This window comes from Lentzea sp. NPDC102401 (assembly GCF_044765805.1).
In the GTDB taxonomy this organism is placed as follows: Bacteria; Actinomycetota; Actinomycetes; order Mycobacteriales; family Pseudonocardiaceae; genus Lentzea; species Lentzea sokolovensis.
This window is the reverse complement of sequence record NZ_JBIWKS010000003.1, coordinates 544711-560228: the sequence shown is the minus strand read 5'-3', so window position 1 is coordinate 560228 and position 15518 is coordinate 544711. Positions and strand designations below refer to the sequence as shown.

17 protein-coding genes and 1 riboswitch are annotated in these 15518 nt (G+C 68.2%); of the genes, 3 read left to right on the top strand and 14 right to left on the bottom strand.

All coding sequences use genetic code 11. From position 1 onward, the window contains the following. Positions 1–3: 3 nt before the first annotated feature. Positions 4–88: riboswitch (ZMP/ZTP riboswitch) on the top strand. 13 nt (positions 89–101) lie between these two features. Further along, the gene (glyA, locus tag ACIRG5_RS13380; RefSeq protein ID WP_402904411.1) at positions 102–1319 is read left to right on the top strand and encodes a serine hydroxymethyltransferase; all 1218 of its coding nucleotides are present in this window, start codon (positions 102–104) and stop codon (positions 1317–1319) included. Here glyA and ACIRG5_RS13375 read toward each other — a convergent pair. Next, the gene (locus ACIRG5_RS13375) at positions 1302–1877 is read right to left on the bottom strand and encodes a TetR/AcrR family transcriptional regulator (protein WP_402904409.1); all 576 of its coding nucleotides are present in this window, start codon (positions 1875–1877) and stop codon (positions 1302–1304) included. The two genes, glyA and ACIRG5_RS13375, sit on opposite strands and share 18 nt — an antisense overlap. A gap of 83 nt (positions 1878–1960) precedes the next feature. Here ACIRG5_RS13375 and ACIRG5_RS13370 point away from each other — a divergent pair, with 83 nt between their 5' ends. After that, positions 1961–2860, top strand: coding sequence for an SDR family oxidoreductase (locus ACIRG5_RS13370; RefSeq protein WP_402904407.1), 900 nt, complete (start codon positions 1961–1963; stop codon positions 2858–2860). Here the strand turns inward: ACIRG5_RS13370 and ACIRG5_RS13365 are convergent. The 9 genes from ACIRG5_RS13365 to ACIRG5_RS13325 form a co-directional block, all read right to left on the bottom strand. Beyond that, positions 2842–3345 carry a hypothetical protein gene (locus ACIRG5_RS13365; RefSeq protein WP_402904405.1) on the bottom strand — a complete coding sequence of 168 codons (504 nt, stop codon included), beginning with the start codon at positions 3343–3345 and terminating at the stop codon, positions 2842–2844. The genes ACIRG5_RS13370 and ACIRG5_RS13365 overlap by 19 nt on opposite strands. Next, positions 3342–3770 (bottom strand): heat shock protein transcriptional repressor HspR, encoded by a 429-nt coding sequence (locus tag ACIRG5_RS13360; protein ID WP_360040674.1) that lies wholly within the window; start codon positions 3768–3770, stop codon positions 3342–3344. The genes ACIRG5_RS13365 and ACIRG5_RS13360 overlap by 4 nt, the downstream gene beginning before the upstream one ends. Positions 3771–3775: 5 nt before the next feature. After that, positions 3776–4939, bottom strand: coding sequence for a molecular chaperone DnaJ (gene dnaJ / locus ACIRG5_RS13355; RefSeq protein ID WP_402904403.1), 1164 nt, complete (start codon positions 4937–4939; stop codon positions 3776–3778). Between the two features lie 34 nt (positions 4940–4973). Then, on the bottom strand, positions 4974–5594 hold the full coding sequence (grpE, locus tag ACIRG5_RS13350; RefSeq protein ID WP_402904402.1) for a nucleotide exchange factor GrpE: 621 nt from the start codon (positions 5592–5594) through the stop codon (positions 4974–4976). Then, positions 5591–7459: a molecular chaperone DnaK gene (gene dnaK, locus ACIRG5_RS13345; protein ID WP_319976531.1), complete on the bottom strand. Its 1869-nt coding sequence runs from the start codon at positions 7457–7459 to the stop codon at positions 5591–5593. The genes grpE and dnaK overlap by 4 nt, the downstream gene beginning before the upstream one ends. A 188-nt stretch (positions 7460–7647) precedes the next feature. After that, a complete protein-coding gene (locus ACIRG5_RS13340) occupies positions 7648–8490 on the bottom strand; it encodes a DUF4097 family beta strand repeat-containing protein (RefSeq protein WP_402904400.1) in 843 nt (280 codons plus the stop codon). Positions 8491–8570: 80 nt separating this feature from the next. Further along, the gene (locus ACIRG5_RS13335; RefSeq protein ID WP_402904398.1) at positions 8571–9125 is read right to left on the bottom strand and encodes a hypothetical protein; all 555 of its coding nucleotides are present in this window, start codon (positions 9123–9125) and stop codon (positions 8571–8573) included. 4 nt (positions 9126–9129) lie between these two features. After that, positions 9130–9702 (bottom strand): TetR/AcrR family transcriptional regulator, encoded by a 573-nt coding sequence (locus ACIRG5_RS13330; protein WP_402904397.1) that lies wholly within the window; start codon positions 9700–9702, stop codon positions 9130–9132. A 14-nt stretch (positions 9703–9716) separates the two neighbouring features. Then, on the bottom strand, positions 9717–10040 hold the full coding sequence (locus ACIRG5_RS13325; RefSeq protein ID WP_402904395.1) for a DMT family transporter: 324 nt from the start codon (positions 10038–10040) through the stop codon (positions 9717–9719). Between the two features lie 144 nt (positions 10041–10184). On the opposite strand from ACIRG5_RS13325, the gene ACIRG5_RS13320 reads away from it, so the two are divergent. After that, complete coding sequence (locus ACIRG5_RS13320; RefSeq protein ID WP_402904393.1) at positions 10185–12410, top strand: (Fe-S)-binding protein; 2226 nt, start codon at positions 10185–10187, stop codon at positions 12408–12410. Positions 12411–12544: 134 nt separating this feature from the next. Here ACIRG5_RS13320 and ACIRG5_RS13315 read toward each other — a convergent pair whose 3' ends face one another. From ACIRG5_RS13315 to ACIRG5_RS13300, 4 genes are all read right to left on the bottom strand, one after another. Continuing rightward, entirely contained in the window at positions 12545–12925 is a 381-nt protein-coding gene (locus tag ACIRG5_RS13315) for a phage holin family protein (RefSeq protein WP_402904391.1), read from the bottom strand. Between the two features lie 32 nt (positions 12926–12957). Further along, the gene (locus tag ACIRG5_RS13310) at positions 12958–14229 is read right to left on the bottom strand and encodes a hypothetical protein (RefSeq protein ID WP_402904390.1); all 1272 of its coding nucleotides are present in this window, start codon (positions 14227–14229) and stop codon (positions 12958–12960) included. Positions 14230–14385: 156 nt separating this feature from the next. Continuing rightward, complete coding sequence (locus ACIRG5_RS13305; protein WP_402904388.1) at positions 14386–14937, bottom strand: MarR family winged helix-turn-helix transcriptional regulator; 552 nt, start codon at positions 14935–14937, stop codon at positions 14386–14388. A gap of 175 nt (positions 14938–15112) precedes the next feature. Then, entirely contained in the window at positions 15113–15493 is a 381-nt protein-coding gene (locus ACIRG5_RS13300; protein WP_402904386.1) for an SdrD B-like domain-containing protein, read from the bottom strand. Positions 15494–15518 lie beyond the last annotated feature (25 nt).

The following is a 15518-nucleotide window of genomic DNA, read 5'->3' as shown; positions in this document are numbered from 1 at the left end:
CGGCACGTCGTAAGCGACTGGCGTGCCGAGGGTGGAACTGACCACCGGGAAGCGACGGCCGAGCGCACCGAACGCCTGGGTGCCCGGCACGGAGTGATGCCGTGCTGCGCGAAGTCGATCCCGAGATCGCCACTCTCATCCAGGCAGAGGAACGCCGTCAGGCGAGCAAGCTGCGCATGATCGCGTCCGAGAACGACGTGTCGGCCGCCGTGCTCGAGGCGACCGGCTCGGTGCTGACCAACAAGTACTCCGAGGGCTACCCCGGCAAGCGGTACTACGAGGGCCAGCAGGTCGTCGACCAGATCGAACAGCTCGCCATCGACCGGGCGAAAGCGCTGTTCGGCGTGGAGCACGCGAACGTCCAGCCGCTGTCCGGCGCCCCGGCGAACCTCGCCGTCTACCTGGCGTTCCTGCAGCCCGGCGACACCGTGATGGGCATGTCCCTGCCGATGGGCGGTCATCTCACGCACGGCTGGACTGTGTCCGCGACCGGCAAGTGGTTCAACGCGGTCCAGTACGAGGTCCGCAAGGACACCGGTGTCGTGGACATGGACGAGGTCAGGGCGCTGGCCCAGGCCGAACGCCCGAAGGTGATCTTCTGCGGCGGCACCGCCATCCCTCGCACGATCGACTTCCCGGCGTTCGCGGAGATCGCCCGCGAGATCGACGCGATCCTGGTGGCCGACATCGCGCACATCGCCGGACTCGTCGCGGGCGGCGCGCACCCGTCGCCGGTCGGGCACGCACCGGTGATCACCACGACCACGCACAAGACGTTGCGCGGCCCGCGTGGCGCGATGATCCTGTGCGACGCCGAGCACGCGAAGGCGATCGACCGGGCCGTGTTCCCCGGTCTGCAGGGCGGTCCGCACGACCACACGACGGCCGCGATCGCCGTCGCGCTGCACGAGGCGTCGCAGCCGGAGTTCCGCGAGTACGCGCACATGATCGTGAGGAACGCGCAGGCGCTCGCGGAGGCGTTGCTGGAACGCGGCTTCGACCTGGTGTCCGGCGGCACCGACAACCACCTGGTGCTGATCGACCTGACGTCCAAGCTGATCGGCGGCAAGCCGGCCGCGCGGGCCCTGGACCGGGCGGGCATCGAGCTGAACTACAACGCGGTCCCGTTCGACACCCGCAAGCCGTTCGACCCGTCCGGCATCCGGCTGGGCACCCCCGGCATCACGACGCGCGGCCTCAAGCCGGAGCAGATGCCGTTGATCGCGAACTGGATGGACCGCGCGATCGCCGCCCACGACGACGACCAGGCGCTGGACCGCATCGCCGCCGAGGTCGGGGAACTACTCGGCACCCTCTAGCGAGGCGACGGCCTCACGCACCTCGCCGAGCGTCCGGCGGGCGACTTCCGCGAAGTCCCCGCCGGTCTCCAGCCAGCGCTCGTAGCCGCGGTTGAACGCCAGCACGCCCAGCTCGGCGGCCACGGCGGCGTCGAGCTCCGGCACTCCGCGCTGCTTCAGCGCGTCCGTCATCGCGATGACGAACCCGACCATCTTCAACGCGGACCGCTCGCGCAGCTCGTCGTTGCTCGCGATCACCTCCAGCCGCTGCGGCCCGTGCGCCCGGCGTTCGTCCGTGAACGTCACCGCTGTCGCCACCAGCGCCGCCTCGACCACCTCCAGCGGCCTCGCTTCCGCGGGTGCGGCGGCGATCGCGCCGGTCATCAGGTCTGCCAGCACGTCCTGGCCGCCGAACAGCACCTCGCGCTTGTCCCGGAAGTGCCGGAAGAACGTGCTCTTCGTGAGGCCCGCACGCTCGGCGATCTGCGCGACGGCGGTGTTCTCGTACCCCTGCTCGCTGAACAGGTCGAGTGCGGCGCGCACCAACCGCTCCCGCGCGTCCGGCTCCCATCGACCCATGCCCCCATCCTAAGTGATGCGACTTAGTCTCATCACTCTGCTACGGTTGATGAGACCAAGTCCCATCACTTGAAGGAAGTGTCATGAAGGTCTTCGTCACGGGTGCCAGCGGCCACGTCGGCTCGGCACTGGTCCCAGAACTGCTGAACGCGGGCCACGAGGTCGTCGGCCTGGCCCGTTCGGACGCGTCCGCCGCCAAGCTCGAAGCCCAGGGCGCCGGCGTGCGGCGCGGCGATCTGGACGACCTCGACGGACTGCGCAAGGGCGCGGCAGAGGCGGACGCCGTGATCCACCTGGCGTTCAAGCACGAGGAGATGTACGCGGGCGACTACCAGGGTGCCTCCGACGCCGACCTCGCCGTCGTCCGGGCGTTCCTGGACGAGCTCGCCGGTACCGGCAAGGCGCTGATCGGCACCGCCGGCACGCTGGCGTACTCGGGCCTGGGCCGCACCGCCACCGAGGAGGAGCGGATCTCGAGCGAGGGCCCGCGCGGCGCCGCCCGCAACGCGATCCTCGACGCCCAGGACGTCCGCGGCTCGGTCGTCGTACTGCCCCCGACCGTCCACAGTGCACTGGACACGGCCGGCTTCATCCCGATCCTGGTCAGGACCGCCCGCGCCACGGGGATTTCCGGCTACCCCGGCGACGGCACGAACCGCTGGTCGGCCACGCACACGCTGGACGCGGTGAGGCTCTACCGGCTGGCCGCGGAGAAGGCTCCGATGGGCTCAGTGCTGCACGCGGTCGCCGAGGAGGCCGTGACGATGCGGGAGATCGCCGAGGTCATCGGCCGGAAGCTGAACGTGCCCGTCGAAGCCATCCCGGCGGAACGCGCCCAAGAGCACTTCGGACCGCTCGCGTTCATGGTCTCGCGGGACGCACCGACGTCCGGTGCGCGCACGAAGGCGTTGCTGGGCTGGGAACCGAAGGAACCCGGCATCTTGGAGGACCTGGAGGCCGGGTTCTACTTCGAGCAGAGCTGAGCTTCGAGTTTCAGGTGGGCCTCGGACAGGACGCCGTCGGGGTCCGGTCCGGCCAGAGCGGATTCCTCAAGCACGGCAAGGGTTTCCGTTCGGCGCAGCCACGTGGTCAACGGTCCAACGTCTGGACCTTCGCGCACGAGTCCCGCCAGCGCGATCGGCGTCGCGAGGAAGTAGTCCTGCACGGCCGAACGCTCCCGCGGATCGCCCTTCGCGTGAGTCTCGGCCACCAGGCGCAGCCAGAAGAAGTCCGCTTCGAGCTCTCCGAGCGCGATCAGTTCCAGCACACGCGGAAGCAGGTACCGCACGAAGGTCTCGTCGCCGATCGTGCCCGACTTCAACCAGAACTTCTCGACCTGGCCGGAAGTCAGCTCCCGCAACGGCACGGTGGTGAAGGGCGCGACGCTCGCCGCGTCCACGCAGTGGTCGCAGAAGTCGACCACCCTGGGACGCGGCGTCGCGAAAACCTCGTAGACGCGCTCGATCACTTGCGCGGCTTGGGTTTCCACACGACCAACGCGGTCTCCTGCCGGATCGGCACGAGGTCACGCCGGTAGGAGGCGTGTACAGCGGCGGCCGTGGAATCGGCCGCCGCCAACGCCTGTGCGAGTTCCTGCTGGAGTTCGGCGACCCGCGATCGCAGAGCGTCGACCTGGTTCTCCAGGTCGATGATCCGCTTGATGCCCGCGAGGTTCACGCCCTCGTCCTGCGAGAGGCGCTGGACTTCGCGCAGCAACACGATGTCGCGCATGGAGTAACGGCGGCCGCCACCGTTCGTGCGGCCCGGCGAGACCAGACCCAGCCGGTCGTAGGACCGGAGGGTCTGGGCGTGCAGGCCCGACAGCTGGGCCGCCACCGAGATCACGAAGAACGGCGTGTCCTCATCGGTCCCCGGAGGGAACGGAAAACCCACCGGACTCACCGCCCTTCAAGGAGTGCGTTCAGATCGCCTCGCGGATCGTGGTCCTGCGTCACGTCGGCATACGCCTCGAGTGCCTTGCGTGCCTCGGACGACAGGTTGTTCGGCACCGCGACCTCCAGGGTGATCAGGAGATCGCCCGCGGTCCCGTCCCGCTTCGTGATCCCCTTGCCCCGCGCCCGCAGCACCCGCCCGGAGGCGGTGCCGGCGGGCACCTTCAAGGAAACCTTGCCGTCGAGGGTCGGCACGGTCAACGTCGATCCCAGAGCGAGCTCGGAGAACGTCATCGGCGCCGTCAGCGTCAGGTCGTTGCCCTGACGGCCGAACACGCTGTGCGGGTTGACGTGCACGCGCACGAACAGGTCGCCGTTCGGACCGCCGTTGCGGCCCGGTTCGCCCTGTCCCGCGAGGCGTATCCGCTGGCCGTCGTCGACACCCGACGGGATCCGCACGGTCAGCGTGCGGGTACGGGTGCTGACGCCGTCGCCACCGCACTCGGGGCACGGGTCGTCGATGATCCGGCCCGTGCCGCGGCAGTCGCGGCACGGCTCGCTGAACGCGAACGCACCCTGCGACCGCGTGACGAGTCCGGAGCCCGTGCAGGTCGCGCAGGTGTGCGGCGTGGTGCCCGGCTTGGCGCCGGAACCACCGCACGTCGCGCAGGCGGCGGGGGACGACAGGCGCAACGGCACCGTCGCCCCCTTGACCGCCTCGGTGAAGTCGATGCGGACGTCGGTCTCGACGTCCTCACCACGACGCGGACGCGTGGCCGACCCGGGAGTCGCGCCGCCACGCCGGTTGAACAGGCCGCCGAGCAGATCGCCCAGGCCGCCGCCACCGGTGTTCTGCGCGGCACGGCCGAACAGGTCGTTCACGTCGAACCCGCCGGAGCCGAAGCCACCGGAGCCCGGGAAGCCACCACCGCCCGCGAACAGGCGGCGGGCCTCGTCGTACTGCTTGCGCTTGGCCGGATCCGACAGCACGCCGTAGGCCTCGGAGACCGACTTGAAGCGGGCCTCGGCCTTGGCGTCACCGGGATTCGCGTCGGGGTGCAGCTCGCGGGCGAGCTTGCGGTACGACTTCTTGATCTCGTCCGCTGTCGCCTCGGAGGAGACGCCCAGCTCGCGGTAGAAGTCCTTCTCGATCCAGTCCCTCTGACTCACCGGACGGCTCCTCCTTCCCCTAGAGGAATAGAAATCAGGCTTCTTCGGACGACGCGGCGGGCTCGTGGTCGGTCACCGCGACGAGCGCGGGCCGGACGAGCTTGTCGCCGAAGGTGTAGCCACGACGCAGGACGGCGGTGACCGTCGGGCCGTCGACGTCCGGGGACGTGCTGTGCTGCACGGCCTCGTGCACCGACGGGTCGAACGCCTCGCCGTCGTGCGCGAACGGCTCCAGGCCGGTCTTGGCGAGCGTGGACACGAGCTTGTCCGCGACCGCCTTGAACGCACCGGTCAGGTCGCCGTGCGCGGCGGCCCGCTCGATGTCGTCCAGCACCGAGAGCAGTTCGGAGGCGACGGACGCCTTCGCGTTGTTGATCACCGCTTCGCGGTCGCGTTCCACCCGCTTGCGGTAGTTCGCGTACTCGGCGGTGAGCCGCTGGAGGTCGGCGGTGCGCTCGTCGAGCTGGGTCTTCAGCTCGGCGGCCACCTCGTCCACGACCTCGGCGACCAGAGGTTCGGCCGGAGCAGTGCCCTCTTCCTCGGCGACGTGGGCCGGCGGCCGGACCTCACCCGTTTCGGGGTCGATCCGGCGCCGGTCGTTCACGACGACCTGAGGCTGCTCCTCGTCAGGGGCGGCATGCCTCGGTTCGGTCACTTCTTCTCGTCCTCGTCCACGATCTCGGCGTCGACGACGTCGTCGTCCTTCTTGGCACCGGCACCCGCACCGGCGGCACCCGGCGCGTCAGCACCAGGGGCCTCGGCACCGGGAGCACCCGGCGCGTTGGCGTAGATGGCCTGGCCGATGGCCTGGGACTCGGTCGCGAGCTTCTCGACCGCCGTCTTGATGGCGTTGATGTCGGTGCCCTTGAGCGCCTCGTTCGCCTCGGCGATCGCGGCGTTGACCTTGTCCTTGATCTCGGCCGGGAGCTTGTCGTCGTTCTCCTTGACGACCTTCTCCGTCTGGTAGACCAGCGTCTCGGCCTGGTTGCGGACCTCGGCCTCCTCGCGGCGGCGCTTGTCCTCCTCCGCGTGGGCCTCGGCGTCCTTGACCATGCGGTCGATGTCGTCCTTCGGCAGCGCGGAGCCACCGGTGATCGTCATCGACTGCTCCTTGCCGGTGCCCAGGTCCTTCGCCGACACGTGGACGATGCCGTTCGCGTCGATGTCGAAGGTGACCTCGATCTGCGGCACGCCACGGGGGGCGGGCGGCAGGCCGGTCAGCTCGAACATGCCGAGCTTCTTGTTGTGCGCCGCGATCTCGCGCTCGCCCTGGAAGACCTGGATCTGCACGGACGGCTGGCTGTCGTCGGCCGTCGTGAAGGTCTCGGAACGCTTCGTCGGGATCGTGGTGTTGCGCTCGATCAGCTTGGTCATGATGCCGCCCTTGGTCTCGATGCCCAGAGACAGCGGGGTGACGTCGAGCAGCAGGACGTCCTTGACCTCACCCTTGAGGACACCGGCCTGCAGGGCGGCGCCGACGGCGACGACCTCGTCCGGGTTCACGCCCTTGTTGGGCTCGCGGCCGCCGGTCAGCTCCTTCACGAGCTCCGCGACGGCGGGCATGCGGGTCGAGCCACCGACGAGCACGACGTGGTCGATGTCGCCGACGGAGACGCCGGCGTCCTTGATCACGTTGTTGAACGGCGCGCGGGTGCGCTCGAGCAGGTCGTTCGTGATGCGCTGGAACTCGGCGCGAGACAGCGTCTCGTCGAGGAACAGCGGGTTCTTGTCGCCGTCGACGGTGATGTACGGCAGGTTGATCGAGGCGTTGTTGGAGCTCGACAGCTCGATCTTGGCCTTCTCCGCAGCCTCACGGATGCGCTGGAGGGCCATCTTGTCCTTGGTCAGGTCGATGCCGTTGGCCTGCTTGAAGCGCTCGACCAGCCAGTCGACGACGCGCTGGTCCCAGTCGTCGCCACCGAGGTGGTTGTCACCGGAGGTCGCACGGACCTCGACCACGCCGTCGCCGAGCTCGAGCAGCGAGACGTCGAACGTGCCGCCACCGAGGTCGAAGACCAGGATGGTCTGCTCCTTCTCGCCCTTGTCGAGGCCGTAGGCCAGAGCGGCCGACGTCGGCTCGTTGACGATGCGGAGCACGTTGAGACCCGCGATCTGGCCGGCCTCCTTGGTGGCCTGGCGCTGCGCGTCCTCGAAGTAGGCGGGGACGGTGATGACCGCGTCGGTGATCTCTTCGCCCAGGTACGCCTCGGCGTCGCGCTTGAGCTTCATCAGCACGCGAGCGCTGATCTCCTGCGAGGTGTACTTCTTGCCGTCGATCTCGTCGGTCTGCCAGGTCGTGCCGACGTGGCGCTTGACCGAGCGGATCGTGCGGTCGACGTTGGTGACGGCCTGGTTCTTCGCGGGCTGGCCCACGAGGACCTCGCCGTTCTTGGCGAAAGCGACGATGGACGGGGTCGTCCTGGAGCCCTCCGAGTTGGCGATGACCGTCGGCTCACCGCCTTCGAGGACTGCGACGACCGAGTTGGTCGTCCCGAGGTCGATGCCGACTGCACGCGCCATTGGAGTTCCTTCCGCTAGTACTTGTTGAGCGTTGCTGACTCAAGTTTGCCATCTGCTCAACGTTGAGCCTACCCGACTCAAGGTTTCTGACTGTCCCAACGGCCGACAAAGTCTGGTTGTTCCCTCACAACGCGACGAGGGCCACCCCTTGTGGAGTGGCCCTCGACACAGTTCACCCTGGCCGGCCCTCAGGCCGCGAGCACCTGGACGTCCCCCGAGCCCGCGTTGAGGTTGAGTTCGAGCGGCGCAACCGGATCGGTCGGAACGTGGATCGCGCGCTCACCGCTGCCCGACGAACCGACGACCTTGAACGGCCCACCCGGCACCCGGACGGTGATGTCGCCGGACCCGGTGGTGGCCCGCACGGACTTCGCCGCCGACAACGTCAGCCTGATCCCCCCGGAGTCGGCGTTCGCGATCACCTCGTTCTCCATCGAGGTGCCGTCGATCTCCCCGGAACCGGTGCCGAGCAGCGCCTTGCCCTTGATCGCGTCCAGCAGGATCCGGCCGGACCCCACGTCGGCCGTCACGGCGCCGCCGATCCTGGCACCCTCGAAATTGCCGGATCCGGTCTTCACCTTGACGTCCCCCGAGATGTCGCGGGCGATGACCCTGCCGGAGCCGGTCCTGATGTCGACGGAGGCCAGCCCCTCGACGGTCGCGTCACCCGAGCCGATGTCACCGACCACCGTGATGTCCGCGGCCGGGACCAGGACCTCGTAGTTGATCTCGCAGTCGTTGCCGCAGCCGTCCAGCACCAGCGTGCTGCCCTCGATGCGGTGCGCGACACCCGAGGGCTTGTTGTCCTTGTTGTGCTCGACCTTGCGGTGGACCTTCGTCTCGGTCAGGCCCTGCTGGTACCGGATCGTCACGTCCCCGGAGTCCTGGTCGCCGCGCACCTTCACCGAGGTGAACTTCTCGCTGACGACGTGGTCGTCGGAGAACTCGTACTTCATGATGCGGATGCCACAGCCGGTCGACACCGTGAGCACCGCCCCCACCACCAACGCCACCAGCGCAGTCCTCATCATGAGCACAAAACTAGAGGTGGCGGGGCTCAGCTACACGGCAGTCAGCCCCCGAAGGCGGGGTGGGGTTCTCCCTACCTAGGTCAGACCAGATCTTCGAGCACCGCGCGCAACGCTGGAGCCGTGCGCGCCGGGTCGTTCAGGAACCTCGTCGACGCCAGCACGTGCGCGGGCGCGATGCGTTCCCACAACAAGCCTTCTACCGGCACCTCGGCGATGTGCAGCTCCACGCTCTGCGCCCACCGGCCTATGCGCGACTCGATCCCGCGCAGCACGTCGCCGATCGGCAACGCCGCCGGGCTCTGCACCCGGTGCAACTGCTCGATGCCCGGCTTCAGCGCGAGCACCACTGCCCGGCTGGCCGGCCGGGTCAGCAACGCCTCGGCGTCCTCGGGCGTCCCGGGCTCGGCGCCGCGCCTGCAGGCGTCCAGCGCGTCGGCCCACCAGCCCGGCCACTCGGCGGTCACGGCGGCGCGGTCGGTACCCGGCGGCACCCGCACCGGCAACGACGGGTCCAGGCCCGGCACGTGCGGCTCGACGTCGACCGACAACGCCAGCGAGTCACGCACGTACAGCGCGGCGAGCAGCCCCAGGCTCACCCCGTGGCTGATGCCGGACACCTCTCGCGCGAACCTCATGGCTTCATTGTTCCCGCGGCGCGGCCGTGAATTCGTCGCGACCGCGGATCAAGAAGGACACGATTGGCTCCAGCTCGTCCTCGTTCGGCGCAACGTCGGCGATCAGGCCCTGCAACAGCAGCCCGTCGATGGCCGCGAGGAACGCCCGGAACGCGACGGGATCCTCCGGCCGCACGACCTCCACGGCCAGGTCGAGCCACCTGCGCGCGGCCGGCTTCAGCTCGGGACGCCTGCCCGCCAGCAGGTACAACTCGTACTCGGCGAGCGTGCGGCCGCGGTTCTCGTTCACGGCCTTCGAGAGGCTGCTCGCGATCTCGCGGGCGGTGCCGCCGCTCGCGACGATCTTCAGCATGTCGTCGCACAGCGACTCGGCCGACCACACGAGTGTGGCGATCAACAGGTCGTCGAGCGTCGCGAAGTAGTAGGTGGGTGCCGTCGTCGGCACACCGGCTTCCCGGGCGACGCTGCGGTGCGTCACGCCGGCGACGCCTTCGCGTTCGATCACGCGCAGGGTGGCCTCGACGATGGCGCGTCGCTTCTTCTCGCCGCGCGCCTTGCGACCGTCGACCTTCTGCATGTCTGCCACCGAGGTCAGTGCGTCCTCCCGAGTTCGAGCGTCACCACGCCTCCGATGATCAGGACCAGGCCGATGACCATCGTGGGGTTGAGGGTTTCGCCGAGGAACTTCCAGCCGATGATCGCGACTGCTGCAACGCCGATAGCGGACCACACGGCGTAAGCGACGCCCACGGGCATACCCAACTTCAACGCGCGCGAAAGTGCGGTGAAGGCGATGGCGTACCCGACGACGACAACGACCGAAGGCCACAGTCTGCTGAATCCGTCGGACAGCTTCAACGACACGGTGGCGGCGATCTCCGCCGCGATCGCCGCAGCGAGGTACAGGTACAACACGGCGACCTCCGGCTGCTCAGGACAACTACCTGAACAAGTGTTCCACAAGTTTTTGATCAATTTCCGGATACTTGACCGGTACGTGACGAGACACCGGCCACGTCCAAGTGGTTACTGATCAGTAACGTGGCCTAGAATCCCGCCATGACCCTCCAGCTGGTTCTCGGACTCGTCGCCGTGGCGGTGAGCGTCGTCGCCTGGGGCGTGTTCGTCGCCGCCGTGCTGAAGCAGATCAAGATCATCCGGCTCGGCCAGCCCGACGGCACCCGCTTCGGGCCGTTCGTGCCGCGCATGAAGACGATGATCGTCGAGTTCGTCGCGCACACCAGAATGGCGAAGTTCCGTTCGGTCGCCCCGTGGCACTGGATGGTGATGTGGGGCTTCCTCATCGGGTCCGCGGTGCTGTTCGAGGCGTACGGCGAGGTGTTCGACCCGCACTTCCACTGGCCGATCATCGGCACGTGGTCGGTCTGGCTGCTGCTGGTCGAGCTGCTGGGCCTCGGCACCGTGGTCGGTGGTGTCGCCCTGGCGGTCATCCGCCAGCGCAACCACCCGCGCCGCGCCGACCGGCTCTCCCGCTTCCAGGGTTCGGACTTCAAGTCGGCGTACTTCGTCGAGGCCGTCGTGATCATCGAGGGCGTCGGCATCCTGCTGGTCAAGGCGTTCAAGCAGTCGAGCGGCCTGGAGGTCGCCCCGCTGTGGACGTCGTTCGTGACGCAGCCGCTCGCGCAGATCCTGCCGTCCGCGCCCATCTGGGTGTCGGTGATGGCGCTGGTCAAGCTGCTGAGCGGGATGATCTGGCTGATCGTGGTCGGCCGCAACCTCACGATGGGCGTCGCCTGGCACCGGTTCTCGGCGTTCTTCAACATCTACTTCAAGCGCGAGGACGACGGTGGCGTCGCCCTGGGCGCGCTGAAGCCGATGATGTCCGGCGGCAAGGTCCTGGACCTCGAGGAAGCCGACCCGGACAAGGACGTGTTCGGCGTCGGCAAGGTCGAGGACTTCACCTGGAAGGGCGTTCTCGACTTCTCCACCTGCACCGAGTGCGGCCGCTGCCAGTCGCAGTGCCCCGCCTGGAACACCGGCAAGCCGTTGTCCCCCAAGCTGGTCATCACGCAGCTGCGCGACCACATGTACGCGAAGGCGCCGTACCTGCTGGCCGGCGGTTCGCGGGACATGGCGGGCGACGAGGTCGGTCTCACCGAGGACAAGTACGAGGACTACAAGAAGCGCCTCGAGTCCATCGACGTGCTGGCGATGGCCGAGTCCGAGCGCCCGCTGGTCGGCGGCCCCGACGAGCTGGGCGTCATCGACCCCGAGGTGCTGTGGTCCTGCACGACCTGCGGCGCGTGCGTCGAGCAGTGCCCGGTGGACATCGAGCACGTCGACCACATCGTCGACATGCGCCGCTACCAGGTGCTGATCGAGTCGAACTTCCCGTCCGAGCTCGGCGGCATGTTCAAGAACCTGGAGAACAAGGGCAACCCGTGGGGTCAGAACTCCAAGGACCGCCTGGCGTGGACCGAGGGCCTCGAGTTCGAGGTGCCGGTGTTCGACGGCGAACTGGGCGACGCGGAGTACCTGTTCTGGGTCGGCTGTGCCGGTGCGTACGAGGACCGGGCGAAGAAGACGACGCGCGCCGTCGCCGAGCTGCTGCACACCGCGGACGTGAAGTACACGGTGCTCGGCCCGGAGGAGACCTGCACCGGTGACCCGGCTCGCCGCGCCGGCAACGAGTTCCTGTTCCAGATGCTCGCGCAGCAGAACGTCGAGGTGCTCAACTCGGTGTTCGAGGACCGGCCCGCCGGTCAGCGCAAGATCGTCGTGACGTGTGCGCACTGCTTCAACACGCTGGCCAACGAGTACCCGCAGGTCGGTGGCACGTACGAGGTCGTGCACCACACGCAGCTGCTGAACAAGCTGGTGCGCGAACGCCGTCTGGTGCCGGTCGCGCCGGTCACCGAGGACGTCACGTACCACGACCCGTGCTACCTGGGCCGTCACAACAAGGTCTACGAGGCGCCGCGTGAGCTGATCGGGGCGTCCGGCGCGACGCTGCGCGAGATGCCGCGGCACGAGGAACGCTCCATGTGCTGCGGTGCCGGTGGCGCGCGCATGTGGATGGAGGAGCGGATCGGCAAGCGCATCAACGTCGACCGCGTGGACGAGGCGTTGTCCACGGCGCCGTCGAAGATCGCGACCGGCTGCCCGTTCTGCCGCGTGATGCTGACCGACGGTGTGACCGCGCGTCAGGCCGACGGCCAGGCCGGGGCGCATGTCGAGGTCGTGGACGTGGCGCAGATGCTGCTGGAGTCCGTGAAGCGCGGGCAGCCAACGCCGGAGACGGCAGCCGAGGACGCGAACGTCTGAGTCAGGCAACGGAAACGGCCCCGGTCCACTGTGGACCGGGGCCGTTCTGCTCTGTCGTCAGAAAGGCCCAGACCTCGAGTGCGGAAAGTCTTGGCACAGCACGCGTTTCAAATCCCCCGCACAACGAGGTTGGGTCAGTCGTTGTTGGTGACCTTGTCGTAGACCACGTTCAGCACCCAGCCGGTCAGGGCGACGATGATCGCGCCCCAGAACGCCGGCCAGAAGCCGTCGACGCGGAACGGCAGGTCCAGCTGTTCGGCCAGCCACCCGGTGAACATGAACAGCAGCGCGTTCACCACGAGCCCGATCAGGCCGAGCGTCAGCAGGTAGAACAGGCAGCCGAAGAACTTCACGACCGGCTTCACGATCGCGTTGATCAGGCCGAAGATCACCGCGACGCCGATCAGCGTGAGGATCCTCGAACCGGTCGAGCCCTCGCCCAGGTCGATGCCCGGGAGGGCGGTCGACACCCAGACCGCCACGGCAGTCAGCAGCACTTGCACCAAGATGCCCATGCCGCAGACTAACCGTGACGGATCCTAAGTGGTCAGGAGCGGCGGCGGCGCGCCACGAAGAATGCTCCCAGACCGGCCGCGAGCAGCACCGAGCCGAGGCCGAGGAAGCCGAGCGGCGAGGCGCCGGTCGACGCGAGGCCGGAGTTGTTGCCCGCCTTGGCCACGGCCGGGGTCGTCGTGGTGGCCGGCGCGACCGTGGTCTCCGTGGTGGTGGTCGTCGTGGTGGTGCTCTTCTCGACGATCTTGATCTGCTTGACCGCGACGTTGTTCCGGTGGTTGGTGTCCGGCAGACGACCGAAGTTGAAGCGCGCCATGGCGTGCACCTCGGTGTACGTGATGTCGTCCAGCTCGAGCTTCAGAGCGACCTCGATCTGCTTGCCGGGCAGGATCTTGTCCTTGACGGTGAAGTCCTCGCGGGTGCCGGGGCGCAGCGTCACGTTGTCGCTGTACGACAGGACCTTCGCGGCCAGGCTGCCCAGGACGAACGTCGGCGCGACCGGCACGTTGCCCTTGTTGGAGAGCGTGAGCTTGAGGTCGATCTGGTCGCCGAGGGTGTAGGTGTCCTTGACGGGCGAGATCGCGGAGTCGAGGGCGATGTCCGCCTGGGCCTCGACGTAACGCAGGTCGAGCCGGTGCGTGCGGTTGTCGAGCATCTGCTGGATCTTGCGCGAGCCGGTCAGCCAGTCGATGTCGTCGGCCGACCTCGGCTCGGCCAGAGCGAGGCGGTTCGCGGTGAGATCCGGTGCGGCGACGGTGAACTCGCCGTTCGGCAGGTCGAGCGAGTAGGTGCCGTCCTGGCCGGCCTGGGTCTCCAGTTCGACCGCGCGGCCACCCGCCGCCGTGCCGACGGCCTTGACCTTGCCCTGGTGGACCTTCTCGTCGGCCTGCTTCACGCCGTCGCCGTTGGTGTCGACGAAGGTGGAGCCGGTGACGACGTGGCCGAGGAGGTTGAAGTCGGCGTCCGTCCTGCTCTCGGTCACGCTGTCGTAGCTGACCCGGTTGAAGCTGTACTCGAGTTCCCAGATGGCCACCGAGTACGACGGTCCCTTGGGCAGCACCGCCCGGTAGCGGCCGTCCGCGCCAGTGCCGAAGTCGCCGACGGTCTCATGCGTGTCCTGGTCGGTGACCCGCACGCCGGCACCGTTCGCGCGGATGCTGTCACCGGCGTCGAAGGTGCGGTTGGCGTTGCGGTCGAGGTAGACGAGCCCCTCCACTGTGATCGTCTCGTCCTGCGCGAAGGCGGGCGCGCCTGTCGCGGCCAGGACGAGGGCAGCCGTCAGCGTGACGGCGAAGACGTTCTTCACTGATCCCCCAGCGTTCGTTCGATCCACTTAGGACATCGGAACGCCGGGGGTCAGCGTTGCATGACACCGGTCACTCGGACAGCGGGTAGCCACCCATCTCGCCCCCCTCCCTCTCGCGCAGTTAGCACGATATCGGATAGTACGAGTTCGTAGCAATTACTCCTTGCCGTCGAGTGCGAGCCGAGTGCGACGGTGCGCGGGCCCCAGTTCGCCGGACAGCACCTCCATCACCTGGCGCAGCAGCTCGCGCAGGTGCTCCAGGTCGGCACCCGGCAGCGCGGTGAAGAGGTCGCGCTCCCGTTCGGCCTGACCGGCGACGATCCGCAGGAAGATCTCGCGGCCGGCGTCGGTCAGCGTCGCGGGCAACGACCGGCGGTCGCTCGGATCGAGTTCGCGGACGACGAGGCCCGCCTTCTCCAGCCGGTCGAGCCTGCTCGTGATCGTGGTGGCCGGGCTCAGCGTGCCGTTCGCGAGCTGCTTGGGCGTGAGCCGGTGCGGCGGCCCGATCCAGAAGAGCCGCGCGAGGATCTCGTAATCGGCGCGGTTGAGCCCGTGCGGCGCGGCGATCTCCGTGGCGAGGAAGTCGAGATACTTGCTGATCTGGTGCACCCGGTCGACCACGCCTTCGACCACCGGATCGATCGCCGGAACCATGGCCCTCCACGACTCGACCTCGGCATCGGTGTCGTCCGCACCACGCTTGCCCATCCTGCGATGGTAGTTGCGCCCGCATGCAGAACGGCCCGCGTCTCTCCCGGACGCGGGCCGTTCCGTCTTACCCCCTGGTGATCAGCGTCCCCCCGGAGCAGATCCCAGCCTTAAGACACGTCAGGACATCTGGATGTTGCCCCGACCCCCGAATGTCACTCGAATGCAGCAACGATCAGGCGCGGCGGACAGCGAAGTTGACTGACGGAAGCTCGTCGTCGCCGATCTCCACCAGCACGGTGGAGTCCGAGATGTTGACGAACTCCGGGTCGTTGAAGCTGACCTGATACCAGCCGTACGGCGCGCGCTTCATGGTCCAGACGCCGTAGCTGCTGGTCGGGAAGTCCGTGCTCACCCCATCGGCGCCGGAGACCACCACGTCGACGTCGCCGATGCCGGGCTCGCCGTCCTGCCACACGCCGTCGTGGTTGAGGTCCTCGAAGACGATCCCGCCGACGTACCCGGTCGGCTCGGCGGCCTGCGCGGACGCGACACCGGCGAACGCGACCAGCGAGGCCGTGACGGCGATGAACGCAGCACGAATCTTGGTACCCATTTGCTTCCCCCAGGAACATTTCACG